General features: G+C 43.7%; 14 protein-coding genes, 1 tRNA gene and 1 pseudogene. 4 read left to right on the top strand and 12 right to left on the bottom strand.

Annotated elements, in window-relative coordinates:
* The 3 genes from R7R24_RS06685 to R7R24_RS06675 form a co-directional block, all read left to right on the top strand.
* The coding region (locus R7R24_RS06685) for a hypothetical protein (RefSeq protein WP_318119474.1) at window positions 1–298 on the top strand (298 nt) is incomplete at its 5' end.
* Between the two features lie 152 nt (window positions 299–450).
* Window positions 451–1,005, top strand: a complete 555-nt coding sequence (locus R7R24_RS06680; RefSeq protein WP_031781197.1) for a recombinase family protein — start codon at window positions 451–453, stop codon at window positions 1,003–1,005.
* A gap of 191 nt (window positions 1,006–1,196) precedes the next feature.
* On the top strand, window positions 1,197–2,135 hold the full coding sequence (locus tag R7R24_RS06675; protein ID WP_234702563.1) for a hypothetical protein: 939 nt from the start codon (window positions 1,197–1,199) through the stop codon (window positions 2,133–2,135).
* A gap of 127 nt (window positions 2,136–2,262) precedes the next feature.
* Here the strand turns inward: R7R24_RS06675 and R7R24_RS06670 are convergent, their stop codons facing one another.
* The 4 genes and pseudogenes from R7R24_RS06670 to R7R24_RS06655 all read right to left on the bottom strand — a co-directional run bounded on the left by R7R24_RS06670 (window position 2,263) and on the right by R7R24_RS06655 (window position 7,663).
* Complete coding sequence (locus tag R7R24_RS06670; RefSeq protein ID WP_005390782.1) at window positions 2,263–3,966, bottom strand: site-specific integrase; 1,704 nt, start codon at window positions 3,964–3,966, stop codon at window positions 2,263–2,265.
* A gap of 93 nt (window positions 3,967–4,059) precedes the next feature.
* Window positions 4,060–4,147, bottom strand: a tRNA-Ser gene (locus R7R24_RS06665).
* Window positions 4,148–4,291: 144 nt separating this feature from the next.
* The gene (locus R7R24_RS06660; protein ID WP_025766903.1) at window positions 4,292–4,741 is read right to left on the bottom strand and encodes an L-alanine exporter AlaE; all 450 of its coding nucleotides are present in this window, start codon (window positions 4,739–4,741) and stop codon (window positions 4,292–4,294) included.
* A gap of 500 nt (window positions 4,742–5,241) precedes the next feature.
* Window positions 5,242–7,663, bottom strand: a pseudogene (locus R7R24_RS06655) (ATP-binding protein).
* Window positions 7,664–7,714: 51 nt separating this feature from the next.
* On the opposite strand from R7R24_RS06655, the gene R7R24_RS06650 reads away from it, so the two are divergent.
* A complete protein-coding gene (locus R7R24_RS06650; RefSeq protein WP_005378278.1) occupies window positions 7,715–8,326 on the top strand; it encodes a YecA family protein in 612 nt (203 codons plus the stop codon).
* Window positions 8,327–8,399: 73 nt separating this feature from the next.
* Here R7R24_RS06650 and R7R24_RS06645 read toward each other — a convergent pair whose 3' ends face one another.
* The 8 genes from R7R24_RS06645 to tolB form a co-directional block, all read right to left on the bottom strand.
* Entirely contained in the window at window positions 8,400–9,566 is a 1,167-nt protein-coding gene (locus R7R24_RS06645; protein ID WP_054577973.1) for a glutathionylspermidine synthase family protein, read from the bottom strand.
* A gap of 8 nt (window positions 9,567–9,574) precedes the next feature.
* Window positions 9,575–10,144, bottom strand: a complete 570-nt coding sequence (locus R7R24_RS06640; RefSeq protein ID WP_025766906.1) for a DUF1190 domain-containing protein — start codon at window positions 10,142–10,144, stop codon at window positions 9,575–9,577.
* Between the two features lie 8 nt (window positions 10,145–10,152).
* Window positions 10,153–10,569: a DUF350 domain-containing protein gene (locus R7R24_RS06635; RefSeq protein ID WP_005378281.1), complete on the bottom strand. Its 417-nt coding sequence runs from the start codon at window positions 10,567–10,569 to the stop codon at window positions 10,153–10,155.
* Entirely contained in the window at window positions 10,569–11,612 is a 1,044-nt protein-coding gene (locus R7R24_RS06630; RefSeq protein WP_017820047.1) for a potassium channel protein, read from the bottom strand. Before R7R24_RS06630 ends, R7R24_RS06635 begins: the two co-directional genes overlap by 1 nt.
* Window positions 11,613–11,730: 118 nt before the next feature.
* Window positions 11,731–12,792, bottom strand: a complete 1,062-nt coding sequence (gene nadA / locus R7R24_RS06625; RefSeq protein ID WP_017820046.1) for a quinolinate synthase NadA — start codon at window positions 12,790–12,792, stop codon at window positions 11,731–11,733.
* A gap of 251 nt (window positions 12,793–13,043) precedes the next feature.
* Window positions 13,044–13,796 (bottom strand): tol-pal system protein YbgF, encoded by a 753-nt coding sequence (ybgF, locus tag R7R24_RS06620; RefSeq protein WP_005387926.1) that lies wholly within the window; start codon window positions 13,794–13,796, stop codon window positions 13,044–13,046.
* 15 nt (window positions 13,797–13,811) lie between these two features.
* A complete protein-coding gene (gene pal / locus R7R24_RS06615) occupies window positions 13,812–14,336 on the bottom strand; it encodes a peptidoglycan-associated lipoprotein Pal (RefSeq protein WP_005378293.1) in 525 nt (174 codons plus the stop codon).
* Window positions 14,337–14,366: 30 nt separating this feature from the next.
* A complete protein-coding gene (tolB, locus tag R7R24_RS06610; protein WP_081048878.1) occupies window positions 14,367–15,719 on the bottom strand; it encodes a Tol-Pal system beta propeller repeat protein TolB in 1,353 nt (450 codons plus the stop codon).
* Window positions 15,720–15,723: the final 4 nt, after the last annotated feature.

The raw sequence follows: 15,723 nt of genomic DNA, 5'->3' as shown, positions 1-15,723 counted from the left end.
AACAAACTCTCAGAAAGAAGCAGTACGTAAAGCTAAACTTCAGACTAACTACAGTAACTGTGTTAATGGTCTTACTTGGTCTTGTGACAAAAGTTTACTAACAGCAGCTCAAGTAAAGGCAATTAGCGCATCAGAGAAGCACACAACTCAACCTTCGATCAGTAATGGAGCATGCGCGGAAAACGGCTCTTGTTATGGGGATATAAGTAATTACACGGGTAAACCGAAAACAGTACACGTTAATGGGTACTATAGAAAAGATGGGACATACGTTAGAGGGCATTACCGTAGTAAATAGCTGGTTCCATCAAATTAAACGATAGTATATACCCATTAGGTATACCCAAACGACTACGGTCAAACCTTGATCAAACAGTACCCATTAGGGTTGAATTAAAATTGTGACCACAATAAAATTTCTAACATCTTAGAGTTAAACGGGTACACCTAATGGCACACATAGCTTATCTACGTGTTTCGACCACAGACCAAAATACAGACCGTCAACTTACAGATTCTGGTATCACCTTTGATAAGAGCTTTACAGATAAATGCAGTGGCGGTTCAACTAAACGACCAGCATTAGAAGCTCTTAAAGACTACGTTCGAGAAGGAGATACAATCCACGTTCATAGCATCGACCGCCTAGCTCGTAATTTGGTTGATTTGAAGCAACTAATAAACGACTGGACTAGCCAAGGTGTTAGCGTGAGATTCCACAAGGAAAACCTAAGCTTTAATGCTGGTGGAAGTGATCATATGTCTGAGCTCATGCTGAACATGCTAGGAGCTGTAGCTCAATTCGAGTTAGCAATGATTCAGGAAAGACGTCAGGAAGGCATTGAGAAAGCTAAAGCAGCAGGGAAATATAAAGGTAGACCAACTAACACAACTAACCACCAGCGTATCGCTGAGCTACGCTCACAAGGTTTTTCCTTGAGAAAGATTGCCTCCGAAATAGGAGTCTCCTTATCCACAGTCCAAAGAGCCTTAGCAAAGACTTAGTACACCGTAATTACCAAAAAAATGAAGTTTTATAAATCCCATTTTGTGTGTGCGTAACGGTACGCCGCAATCGTATTCGATATGTATTACCCCGAACCCTCCCCCCTCCTAGGGTTCCAATCAAACCAAAAAGAGAAACATTAATAATCAGTCATAGACCTACAGGTACATAACACACTATGAATCAATTCATGGCAGATAGCAGATTTGCGTATTTAGACCCTCGAACTCTCATACTCGATCCCGCGATGCAAGCCCGTGACGTTGAACTCATAAAAGACAAACGAGAACGTTCAGCGCAAGAGATTAAGCAAGAGAGCCAAAGTAAGGAGATTCTTGAAGACCTTCGTAATGGACAGCCTATAAGGCAACCTATCACTGTTTTTGTGATTGATGACAAGTATTACGTAGTGGATGGTTTCCACCGCACTGGAGCTTGTTTGAAGTACCTTGAAGAAAACCCTGATGCTGAATTAATGATTAACTCGTTGATCATAGAAAACCGTACCTACGCTGAGGCATTCTCAGCAGCCCAAGATGTCAACCAAGCACATGGGGTTGGAGTTACTAAAGATGAAGCAACGCAAGCTAAGTTTCGCAAGCTAATTGTTAACCGAGAGTTTGGCCTAAGCGTCTCTCAAATAGAGGAGCTTGTTGGGTGTAGCCGTGGTCAAGCTGGACACATCGCTAACGGCTTAAAAGCTTGCAAAGAAGCATTAGGGAATGACATCGAGATGAACGACTTAGAGAGCTTTGTTGAAAACCTCAAGTTTGGCTTGGAGTCACGTTATTACCTACCCCAAAGCTGTTGGGACTCTAAGGGTTTCCCGAAGATTAGACGACTCTCAGATGCTTTTAAGGGTAAGGAGTATGTGCCTGACAAAGATGATGAGCAGTGGGAGCAAAAGCAAATTAAAGACGTCTCAAAGAGCATCAGCCGCCTCGTTGAGTTCTTTGGAGAGGATATCTTCAGGGAAGGCTTAAGGAAGTTCACTAGGGGCTCTCAACTAGGTATCTCGATATCTCAACGGAGTAAGTGGCTGGAAAAAGCTGGGACTATCGAAGGAAGTATTCAAGATAAAAATAGTGGAAATAAAGCCCCTAACGTAACAGAAAACTACGAGTTATAGAAATGACATTGTGAGCTCGTAAGCCTTATCCCACAAGGCCTACGGGCTAATTCAAACCAAAGTGTACACGTGTGTACAGTGGGGAGACTTTAGGTGTACACAACAGTGTAAAGACACTAACTAAAAGCTACCAAAGACGTTGGACAGCCAACCTAGGCAAACAGTCTATTGCTTTCTTCTTAGCCTTCATATCAACCGTACCGTATGCTGCTCCGATATTAGCCGGAGCGTGACCAGTGATAGCATCACTAACAGAATCAACCACTCCTAGGCCACGCAAAGCTGTTCTCAAAGAGTGTCTAAACGAGTGTGATGGCTGCTTGGTTATACCTAACGTCTTGACTTGTTTACTCCACCACTTACCAATAGCACCAGACCTTTTACCGTGTTTGTTTGGCTTGTGCTCAGGGAATAAAAACTCTCCACAGGACGCCACATAATCCAAAAAGCCCAAATCAATGAGATGATCATGAATCGGTACTTGTCGAACTGACTTAACGTTTTTTACGTTCTGCTCTTCACCCTCACGAACATAAATAAAATGAATACCTTCGTCTGACTGTTGTATATCTGACCTTCTAAGTTGAACCATTTCTTCAATCCGAGAGCCCGTATACCTGCATAGAAGTGGTACCCAATAACAAGCCATGCCATAAGGCTTATTAGCAGTAGCGTCAGTGAATATATCAAACTGAAATAACTGGTTGATCTCACTAGGGCTAAAGCCTTTAGCTTCGGCAACCGCTGACTTATTCTGCACTTTGGGAAGTGTTACACCTTTGTATGGGTTGACGTCTATCAGACCAAGCTCAACAGCATAGCCAAATACAGGAGAAGTCTTTCTGAGAATAGTCTTAACGGTTGAAGGAGCTATTGTTTCGAGCCCCTTTGTCTTAACAAGCTCAAGCTGCTCAGGTACTGATTTGTTTCTAATTTCTTTAGCTTTAGACTTAGGTAATTGTAACAGGGTATCTTTGTATTTTGAGATATGACCTCTGGTTACATCAGCAACGTCTAGATCCCCTATTATCTCTATAAGACGCTCTATCTGAGACTCAACCTCTGCCAAGGATTGAGAAGCTTTGCCATTAATAGATGCAGACTCAAGGTAACGCTTCAATAGGCTCGAAATGGAGTTCTGAGATGGTTTCAAAACCCTAGACGGTATCTTATCAGGCTTAGACACTGAAATGGGCTCACTAGCGATTGAACTGGTCACTGGCTCATACCCAAAGTCTCGCTTGTGACGAGCCAAGCAGAGAGACTCAACTCGACGGGCGTAATCATAAAAGGCACAGACCAAACGTCTATATGAAGCGCTTGTCTCACATACAACTAAACCTTCTATTTTTAGCTGCTCCTCAATGAAGTCTTTAAAACCTTCCAAAAGCTCTTGGTATTCCTCTTCAGTAGCTTTTGACGCATCTAGACCACTAAACTCAAATGTGTCAGACAAGCCGAATACGTGGAGACGCTTATCGCCCTCAACGCCATACCATTCATATCGAAGATAGCAATCATAGTTACCATTACCATCAACCTCATCTTTAACACGCAGATACCAACGCTCGGCAATGATCGCGCAATCACGGACATTAAGCTCAATATCAGATGAATTAGATAGCTTTAAATTAGCGAAGTCGATTTGCTTGAGCGCATCATCAAGATGCTGAGGAAATCGCTGCTTTGCTTCAGAAAGGTTTTTCGTTTGAAGAGATTTCTTGAAGACTGTCTTACCGATTATAGGAACCAGCTTTTTTGGGACAGCCATTCTAAAGTAGTAAACACCAGTTTGAGGATGCTTATAAGGACTTGCCATGATGTTCGACATTGTACCTACTCTTTGTACCAGTAGGCAGCTTACATTAAAACACCAAACCCCTGTATTATAAGAAGTTCTTACACTACAAGGGCTTATAGAATGTGGCGGTGAGTGAGAGATTCGAACTCTCGATACGTTGCCGTATACACACTTTCCAGGCGTGCTCCTTCAGCCACTCGGACAACTCACCGAATCAAATTTTGGTTAGCATCATTGGCTAACGAGGCGCTAATTTAATGATTATGTGCCTGATGGTCAAGGCTAAACATAAAAAAAAGCGCCCTTTTCGAATCGATTGCTCACTAAGTAACTAAATTGAGCAAAACTGGGGCATTTACATGCTTTGAGAATAACCGGGAACACGGAACCAACGGCGGCACATGTCCAAGAAGTACCCATACAACACACCCATGCCACAAGAAATAACAGCGTTACTTGCCACTGCGGTCACAATTTGATCTGTAGACGCGCCAACTGCGAATAAAATACCCGCATAAACTGGAGATTGAAATAGTACATAAGCGACCAGATCAGAGATGTTCTTCATAAAGGAAGACGGTGACACCTTACTACCTTGATGCAGCATCCAATCACGAAAAACCCCATACGGCCAAGCAATGGCGATATTCACTGGAATCGATAGCGTACGCGATGCTAGAGATTGCTCAAATGTCATCCCTGAAATCAAAATCTCGACAATCATCCCTGTGATAAAGCAAAAAACAACCATAGCAAAGGTATCCGCTGCGGCGTGACGAATACAAAATGGTCCACGAGACTTCATTTACAAAACCCTTAAAATTAAACACTGCAATTAATAAAAATAATAAAACTATTAACCACTAAAAAGACATCAAACCAGTTAATGATGCAATTAGAACACAAAAACTAGCTTATGGCTCTGTATTTAAAATTAAGTTGTAAATTTATAACCAACTTTTAAAGTAAAAGTAGTTTTTTTCACCAATGGCGAGTAAAAACGCCTAAAATTACGTAAAAATGGTACAAAAACACGGATTTCACTTACATAAAAAGGGGTTACGATAATTATTTTGACGTAAAGTTAGAACAAAACTCGGACTGTAAACAGTCACTCCTATAGCTTATGCTACCAAGCTGCGAAAATTCAGAGTATTACCGATATAATCACAGTAGAAGGTCTTGCTGCTTTACTCGTAAAAGTAAAACTGCAAGCCTGTTCATTGCAGGTTAGAAGAGTTTGTCACGAAGCTGGATGACGTATGAATAGTAAGAACAATTCACAGTTGCGCCATATTGATTCAGTTATGGTGAGGCCAGCAAAATCGTTAATGTATCGATATCATCTTGGTCTGGGGATTGCTGACGCTTTAAGTTACTTCTTATCCGTTCAGCGACTGAAGAAACGTCGTCACTGAGTTCAAGGGGAGCCTCCGCAATGATCGCTGAAATAGCCTCAAGTGCTTCATTAAGATGTCCATTATCTAGAGCGACATAGAAGTTGAGTAACCACTTTTCAGCATTAAAGCTATCTGCTGCATTTCCATCAAAGTCCGGATTGGTACTGATATAACTGTGTCGCATGAAGATACAGTGCATCATTTAATTCAGACTCCACTATTGGTTTCGCTATTATGTGGTCTGCTCCTACATTAATCATACGTTCTTGTGTTTCTTTGAACACATCCGCTGTACAGCCAAAAATCAGTACCGACTTAGCAGGTGAACTCATTGCTCGAATGGCTGATATGGCCCCAACGCCATCTAGAACAGGCATATGATTATCCATCAGTATCAAATCAAATGGTTTGCTCGCAACCTCATCGACTGCAAGCTGACCATTTTCGACACTTGTGCACTCAAAGCCCTTGGCTCGGAGGAAAGTTTCCATAATGATCGCATTTGTTCGGTTGTCTTCAACAATGAGTGCTTTCAACCCTTTACAGTTCAATTTATGTGTATTGATTGACTCTACTTTACCCGGCTTGCAAGGTGTAAGGGCAATTTCGACAGTAAAAGTCGTTCCAGCGTCCTCCTGACTCTCTACAACCACTTGCCCACCCATATGTTCCGCGATTTCTTTGACTATTGCTAAACCAAGCCCTGTACCACCAAACCGTCTAGTCGTTGATGACTCCGCTTGCTCAAAAGGACGAAAAATGCGTTTTTGTGCCTCTTTTGAAATACCAATTCCTGTATCTTTTACCTTTAGTATCAGCTTGGTGCCTGCCTTACTCGATTTCTCGGCTAACTCTACCTCTACGATGCCACGATCGGTGAACTTAACAGCGTTATTGAGTAGATTGAACAGTACTTGACGCAAACGGGCTTTGTCATTGTTGTACCAACGACCCGTTGGTAAATGCGAGACGACTCTAAAGCGAAGACCTTTTTCTGCACATAGAGTTTGATAAACACTCTTGATACTGCCGATAATCGACTCAATTGGGAAAGGCTTATTTTCAAACTCAACATGCCCTTGTTCAATTTTTGAGTAATCTAAAATCTCATTGAGTAATGTCATCATGTGATCACCTGAATCATAAAGTGTTCTCAGGTGCTTACGCTGCTCATCGGTAAGTGGTGTTTTTAACAGTATCTGGGCAGTTCCTAGTACACCGTTCATTGGTGTGCGAATCTCGTGGGACAATGTGGCTAAGAATGCCGTTTTAGCGTTTGTCGAAGCCTGAGCTTTTATTCTCTCCTGCTCTAAATAGATCGTCTTTTCATTGAACTTCTCGATAAGCTGTCCGATTTCGTCATCGCTATCGTAGTCAATATCTATGATCCCACCAGTTTTCGAGTCATCAATCTTAGCGGCAATGCGAACAATTGGTTCAACAATATAGCGATTCAGTAAGTAGTAACCGACCAAGACACACAAGAGCAAAAATGGAATGATCCTCCCCTCAACGCTCATCACTTGTTCAAACACTTGATCGGCGACTTTAGCTTTTGCGTTGACAACTTCCATGCGCCAATCGAACTCTCCGAAATCAAGCTCGCTGACATAAATTTCGTCCGTCAGTTGAAAGTTGTGTTCAATAATCACGTTTGAGTCAGCATCGCGAACCACTACCCCCAAAGAATGCTGGTTCGTGTGCTCTCGAATAAACTGAAAAAGTGCATCAAGTGATAGGTCTACCGTTACAACTCCAGCGAATCGACCGTTTTGGTAGTACGGAGAAGACGCGGTAATCATCTGGACCTGAGTAAAGGTATCGATGTAAACCGTAGACCAACTAACAGAACCTACCGGAGCATCGGCGGCAGCGACATACCAGGCTTCATTATCATAACCGCCAGATTCGGGGTTATTGTAGGAGTGAATTTGGTCAATACCACTATCACTGTTTTTATTGAAGAATAGACTTTTATATCTCCATTGTTCTGCTTTTAGTTCGGGTTTAGGCCATACGCCACCACTAACAAGCATCTTGTCACTCAATTGAAGTATATGTGGAATTATTGTGTTGAGAGATTGAATATTTTCAGTCCCTTGGGCTAGCCCTACTAAGCTGCTCAATACACCTGTAGAACTGAGGAGGGGCTCTTTTATCTCAAGAGCCAGGAGTTGGGTACGTAACTCTAGGTTTTGCTCTAGCTTTTGTCTAACCGGTGGCTCAACAACCAAATAGGCGACAGAACCGATAGTGGCGATAAAGAAGCACAGGTAAAGTGTTAGGGCGAGAATGCTTTTTTTTCTAAGTGATGAGCGAATTTCCATAGATGTGTGAATCATTCCCTAATATCGATTTATCACTAATTGATTGGTAAGATGAGCGCAATCAACCAGCCCATTAACAAATGGTATTCTATTTTGAAACTACAAGACATCCTTTCTCTCCCAGAACTTGACGGTAAACTACTAAACCTAGCAAAAACTCAAGGCTTTGTAACAGCGATGGCTGCAGCGCCAAACGTATTAATGCCTCAAGAGTGGTTACCATTCTTATGGGGTGGAGAAGAAACAGCGCCATTTACTGACGGTGAACAACTAGAGCAGTACATTGACGAGATTGTACAAATGTGGAACCAAACTCGTCCCGCTCTCCTAGAAGGCACTTGGCAGTGGCCTGCAGGGTGCGCGCTAGATGAGCAAGACATTGTAACAAGTCAGGCTCGCGATTTCTGTGAAGGTGTATTACAAGGCTGGCAACTTGCGCGTGATGACTGGGAAACGTTGATGCCTGAGGATAGCGAAGATAATGCCCTACTCGGTGGTGTTTTACTTTCTCTTACTATGCTTTACGACCCAGAAACAACCATTGAAACATTGGCCGAACAAGGTATGGAAGGCTTAGAGCAGTTTGAAGAGATCTTCAATGCAATGCCAGTGATGTTATGTGGTCTTACCCAGCGCGGTGTTGCATTAGCTGAAGAACAATAGACGCAACGCTGTCGACCATCAAGATTGAACGGCTGAATAGACAAAAAGCTCTCCAAATGGAGAGCTTTTTTGATCATGTTAAAATTACATGTGGAATATACCGCGCCATATCTTGAGTCACTAAGCTACTGTCTTCCCTAATCGAAATACCGGCAGCTCTATCATTGACCAACCAACTGCCAATTAACGTATGGTTGTGCCCAAACTTAGGTAGTGGATGGTATTGCTGGACGATATTGAATTTAGATTCATAAGGCCCTGACGTTTTAACAAAACGTTTTCCATCGATGACGATCTCGATGTTCGCGCCCTCTCGAGAAAATAGTGGCTTGATGACATAATCTCTCATAGTGTTCGCTTTTGAATCGTTAGCAAAATAAGCGGGCAAAAGGTTCGGGTGATTAGGAAAGCGCTCCCACAATAACGGTAAAAGTGCTTTATTGGATAGAATCGACTTCCACATCGGTTCTAACCAGTTTACGTTCGCAGTCGCTAAGTACTTCGCATATTCCTCTTCAAACATAAACTCCCAAGGGTAAAGCTTAAACATCCAACGAATCGCTCTGTCGTCAGCATCCACAAACAGACCATCTTCCGTCACTCCAATATCTTCGACATGCACGAATGCCGTTGCTAACCCTGCCTCTCGCGCGCAATCCTCTAAATACTGGACAGTCCCTTTATCTTCTTCAGTGTACTTGCAGCAGCTAAAGTGAAGTGTTTGTCCTGGTTGGTATTTTGCTATTTCGGCAAAGCGCTCGATCAAAAAGTCTTGAAGAATATTGAATTGATCCGCGCTCTGGTGAACTCGACCTTTATTTACAACATCTTCTAGCCACACCCACTGCCAAAAGCCAGTTTCAAACAAGCTGGTTGGCGTATCCGCATTGTTTTCCAGTAATTTTGCTGGCGAGGTCCCGTTGTACGCGAAATCCAGCCGCGAATAAAGCGAAGATTCGCTTCGTCTCCATGAAGAAGCGACCTGCTCCCACATAGATTCAGGGATCGCACATTGCGTCAGCAACCGCTCACTCCGAACGACTTCATCCACAATAGCCAGGCACATCTGATGCAGCTCTTCAGTGGGCGCTTCTATATCGCGCTCAATTTGCTCCAGCGTGAATTGATAGTAAGCACTCTCATCCCAATACGGTTGGTCATACATGGTATGGAAACCAAAACCAAACTGGCGTGCTAATTCACGCCAGTTTTCGCGCTCTTGTATTTCTCGTCGAAACATAGTGCTTTTTAACCGCCTCGACTGACCGACACCGCTTTACCAAACCCGCCTCGAGACATCGCCCTGCCAATGGTGCCGCCACCACGTTTATTAAGGCTATTCGTCGCAACTTTGGTCGGCTGATTTCGGTAGGAGCCAAAGAATTGCCCTGCTCCATTATAGAATTTGGATTTATAACGGTACATCGGCTCTGAGTAATAGCTCTTGTTATAACCTTTCAACCCGCTTAATGAGCGACTGTAAAAAAAACCGCCAAAGTTAGGTACATAAGCTCGGGAACTGGAACTGTAGTAACAATCATCCTCGTAGAAATCATTCTCGCATTCGAACTCGCTGCGGTAGCGAGGGGCATTTTGTTCGGCACGAGCTAAAGCTTCTTGGTATGCAATGTCACACTGTTCACTAAACTCAGGCGAGTTAGATTTACACTCATCAGCATCAGAAAAAATGTACCCTTCTGTTTTTGACTCGTACGTAGCAAAGAAGAAAATACCACCAAAGGCAGCAAAGGGAAGAATTTTCCCAAGCTTTAAGCTTTTGTCCATGGAAGAACGTTTAACGTTAGAACTCCGCTTCATCGTTCCTCCTAGTAGGTCATGCACGCGGCATTCAATACGCCAACCGAAACAGAAACTGCTGCTAATACAATACCGGCTGGCAGTTCATCTTTTTCGATACGCTCTGCCACTTTCGGAAGTAAAATAAAGCGTACAATTGCAAATGCGATAATTTGAGCAAGCATTGCGACAACGCCCCATACCATAAAATCGACGATATTGACTGAGTTTTTTGCCGCCCCCGAAATCGCGAGACAGTAACCAAGGAAAGCCCCACTTAGCGCAATCGCTGCTGCTGTATTTTGTTTTTCTTTAATCAGATGCCACTCATCGTATGGCGTCAACTTGACGTAGATGAACTTAAACGCCAATACAAAAATAATAGAAACAGAGAAATAGAGTAAAAAGTTTGGGAAGCCTGCTAACAGGCCAGCAATCATGTGCATTATTGTTCCTTGTTCATTTCTTTCCAGGCAAAATCTTCAATACGTTCATCTGCAATGTAAAACAGCTTGGTACTCGCGGGTACTTCAGCATCTAAATCTGGGTTGAGTTGAATACCATCGCCAATATCAAAAGCAATCAGCGTGGCATGATGGCGTCTTTTGAGAAAAACGAAGAGATTCTCAATAGTGGTGGCAGACTGCCCCTCAGGATAAATAACTGAGTATTGCGTCATACCTCGTGTTGAAGCCAAAAGCTCCTGATGAAGCGCACTTGAGCCCGGGTCAACCGCCGCTTTTGCCAACATTTCTGCGCCAACAGCAGGTATGCATTCCGCTTTCGGGCAATGCTGACTTAGAAGTCGGCCTAGCGCTTCATCTTTAAAGTAAGCGACCAAATGAGCGGAAGGGTTTACAGATGCGCAGTATAGAGCGGCTGACAAGGTAATGTCGTCCGAGAGATTATCCACAATAATGCAAGCGGCTTCGGCAATATTGGCGTTTTTCATTTCTTGCGAATCGGTATAACTGGTCACTTTGATAAAACTGATTTCGCCAGGTAACGGGTTCTCTATTTCTGAACGGCTGCATAAAACAATCGGGCGCTTTCCCTCTTCTTCATGTTGTAACATGCGAATAAGGTGCATCGTTCTCGATCCATTCCAGCCCAACAATACAATATGGTTTTCCACTCTTACTCTCCGTTTTCCTAAAATACCCGCTCGCCAATAGTCCATCGCTGCTCCAGCGACACGCCCCAATAATGCGGCGAATAAGCTCAAACCGCCGGGGATTACAAATAGTACGACAACCCATTTACCCATATCTGTTACTGGAGAATGGTCGCCATAACCCACCGTACTCGCCGTAACCATGAGGTAATAGATAAAGTTAGCGAAACTGTCTGTTAATGCTGTTTCACCAGCGAGAACCAGCAGCCACCATGAAAGGCTCACATATAAGCCACTAAAGATGAGAAGGCTTCGGTTGCTCAATTTAAAAAGGTGGGAACTAAGCCACTTTTTAACTACTAACCACACCGCCATAAATTTATGACCTCGATATTCATTGATTGCATCAATAGTAACTCATTGATAGTAAGACACAAAAAAACCAGCCATATTCGGCTGGTTTTTGAGATTTACTTTCAGTTACGCCTACTTTTTAAGCATTACCTTTCACTTGCATATTTAGCTGCTCAGCAAAATCTAGCATGCGGTTCAGTGGGATAAGTGATTTCACACGTAGCGCTTCATCAACAAAAATTTCGTGCTCTTCACCACCTTCACTAAGCGCTTTCTCAATTGCTTTCAAACCGTTCATTGCCATCCAAGGACAGTGTGCACAGCTGCGACATGTTGCGCCTGCACCTGCGGTTGGCGCTTCGATAAGTTCTTTCTCTGGCACAAGTTGCTGCATTTTAAAGAAAATGCCTTTGTCTGTCGCAACGATCATTTGTTTGTGAGGAAGCTCTTTCGCTGCTTTGATCAGCTGACTCGTTGATCCAACGGCATCGGCAAGTTCTACGACGCTTGCTGGTGACTCAGGGTGAACCAAAATAGCCGCATCTGGATACACGCTCTTCATTTTTCGTAGCGCATCAGCAGAGAACTCATCATGAACCACACACTCACCCTGCCAAAGCAGCATATCTGCGCCAGTTTTGTTAGCGATGTACGATCCTAGGTGACGGTCTGGTCCCCAAATAATTGGCTTATCTTCAGCGTCTAAGTGTTCCACGATTTCAAGCGCAATGCTCGATGTAACGACCCAGTCGGCACGGGCTTTAACCGCTGCTGAAGTATTTGCGTAAACTACAACCGTATGATCAGGGTGAGCATCACAAAACTCGCTGAACTTATCCGCAGGACAGCCAAGGTCGAGCGAACATTCCGCTTCCAACGTTGGCATTAGAATGCGCTTTTCTGGTGTCAGAATTTTGGCCGACTCGCCCATAAAGCGAACACCACCAATAATCAATGTACTTGCAGGGTGACGATTACCAAACTTCGCCATTTCCAACGAGTCACCAACAAACCCGCCAGTGTCTTCAGCTAGGGCTTGAATCTCAGGGTCGGTATAATAGTGCGCGATAAGTACCGCATCTTTTTCTTTGAGTAACTTTTTAATACGCTCAATGTAAGATGCTTTTTCTTCTTCGCTTAATGGAACTGGTTTCGGTGGGAATGGGTAAACAGTGTCGATTTTATCTAATATATGGCTCATTGCTCTTGCTCTACGCAACTTCCTTTAATCCGAGTATTGTAACCTCGTTAATTTTCAAAAACCAACTTGTCGCGGGGATTTCTAGCGGTCTAGCCGTATATCTTTGTTACAGGTAGCATTTCCGAGTAGCGAAATTCGGTACAACACAAGGTCAGAGGCTCTGCATCATTGCTATCGACTTAGCCGTTCTGCACCAACAGAAAATGGAAAAGAAAAAGGAAGCCGAGGCTTCCTTTTCAAAACATAACGTCTTACAGCTTAGAGCTGGCAAGTTTTGCAGATGCACTACCTGGGTATTCATCAACCACTTGTTGGTAGTACTTTTTCGCTTGAGCTGCATTGTTATTACGCTCAGCGATTTCGCCTAATTTAAGCAACGCATCGGCTCGCTTATTGGAGTCTTTGTAAGACACCACAGCGGCAAAACTTTTCACTGCATCCTCATCCTGCTTTTTAGCGAAGTACAACTGACCTAGCCAGTAGTGAGAATTCGCTGAATATGTAGAATCAGGATAATCTTTCTGGAACTGCTGGAACGCTGCAATTGCGCCAGTGTAGTCACGTTTCTTGAGGATGAGGTCGACTGCATTTTGGTATGCCGTTTGCTCATCAACATTTGGTGTGTACTGACCACCTGTTTTAGCCGGTTTCGCTTCTTGCGCAGGCGCGGATTTTATCTCTCCACGAACACGATCCAGCTCGACAAACAACTCTCGTTGACGTTGCAACATTTGCTTCATTTCGTAGCTATTTCGCTCTAATTGACCACGTAATTCACTGATCTCTTGTGACATTTGGTCAATTTGCTGTTGCATTTGGAGCTGAACGCGATTGCGGTTTTGTAGCAAGCGCTCTAGACGCTCTACTTCCGTTTCAGATGAACGGCTCTTAGAGACGGATGATGTGCTGTTGAGATCGGATACTGGAGCTGGTGCAGCGAACGCAAAGTTCGCTGCACTTGCCAGTAACGTAAGCGCAACAGCGCGCTTAGTGTTACTGAACATGAGGATTACCTCGAATTAGTATACTAGAACCGCGCGACGGTTCTTAGCGTAAACTTCATCTGATTGACCTAGAAGAAGTGGCTTCTCTTCACCGTAGCTAACGATTGAGATTTGGTCAGCTTGAACACCTAGTGCTTGTAGGTAGTTCGCTACTGCTTGTGCACGACGCTCACCTAGAGCAATGTTGTACTCAGGTGTACCGCGCTCATCAGCGTGACCTTCGATAGTTACGTTAAGTGCTGGGTTCTTGCTTAGGTAAGAAGCGTGAGCCGCTAGCATCTCTTCGTAATCTGCTGCAATTGTTGAGTTGTCAAAAGCAAAGTAGATTGTTTGAGTTTCACGTAGCGCTTGCTCTTTTAGCTCTTGCTCTGTCAACTGACCGCTTTGATCAATTGGCGTAGCTACTGTTGTTTCCACTGCGCCATTGTTGTTTGTTGCTGCACCAGTGTTAGAAGCAGCGTCGTCGCTTGAACTACACGCTGTAACAGCCATTACAGGAAGCGCGATTAGTAGCCCTTTTAGAACCTTGTTCAGTTGCATCTTATTTTCCTTTATTAATCAAACTTATTACTACAAAAACGGTGACCATGCAGGCGCTCGAACACGCCCATTTGTTGCCGGTAATCTAGCTTTGAATCGACCATCAATTGACACCATCGATAGTACGTTTTTCTTGTTGTAAATCGAGCTATACACAACCATGCCACCGTTTGGGGCAATACTAGGAGACTCATCAAGCAAGGTCTTAGTTAAGACTTGAAGAGCACCAGTTTCCAAATCTTGTTTCGCCAAATTAAATCCTGCGTTGCTGCGGTTCACCATAACTAGGAATCGCCCATCAGGAGTAATCTGACCACCCAAATTTTGGCTGCCTTGCCAAGTCAAACGGTCAATAGAACCGCTGCCCAAATTTACTTGATAAATCTGTGGTTTACCACCCCTATCCGATGTGAAAATCAACGATTTTCCATCCGGATGCCAGAACGGTTCCGTATTATTTGATCTGCCACGCGTAATTTGCGTCAGTTTACGAGTGTTAAGGTCAAACGTATAAACATGAAGCGAGCCTGTTTTAGAAAGAACAATCGCTAACTTATTGCCATCAGGCGAAAATCTTGGTGCACCATTGTGACGTGGGTATGAAGTAATTTTCTCACGTTCACCTGTGTAGATGTTCATTATGAAGATTTCTGCTTGGCCATTTTGGAAGCTAACATACGCAAGCTTTTTACCATCTGGTGACCACGCTGGTGACATTAATGGTTGCTTAGAGCGTAAAACCAGACGCTCATTGTAGCCATCGTAATCAGCGACTCGAAGTTGGTAAGGGAAACGGTCTTTATCGTTCACTACCACATATGCGATACGAGTCATGAAAGCGCCACGGTCGCCAGTTAACTGTTCATACACCAAATCAGAGATACGGTGAGCGTACTCACGCATACGAGGCCCTTGAACAGTGGCTACTTTATTGAACAGCACATGATCTTTTGACAGAACCAATTCACCGTCACTACCAAGCGCCTTACTCTTCCCACCTGTTAACTGACCACGCACAATATCAACAAGTTGATAGTTGATAACGTAGTCACCTTGGTCGTTTTGCTTGATTGAACCAGTCAATAGCGCATCCACACCTAAATTGGTCCAAGCATCAAAATTAACTTCTGATTCACTGAACGGTGTTTGTGGCATTTTGCTCGTTGGAACTGGGCTGAATTTACCACTACGTTGTAAATCCGAGGCGATAACAGCAGAAACATCCGTTGGAAGCGCTTGTGTGCCCTCCCACTTAAACGGAACAACAGCAATTGGTCGTGCTGAATCAATACCATCGGTAATGACCAACTCTAATGCGGCATTCGCCACATTTGTCATACTGCTAAGCAGTACAAACATTCCTAGTAAAAGGCGTCTAATCACGTCT

This window comes from Vibrio sp. 704, assembly GCF_033339295.1.
This window is presented reverse-complemented; position numbering and strand designations above follow the sequence as displayed.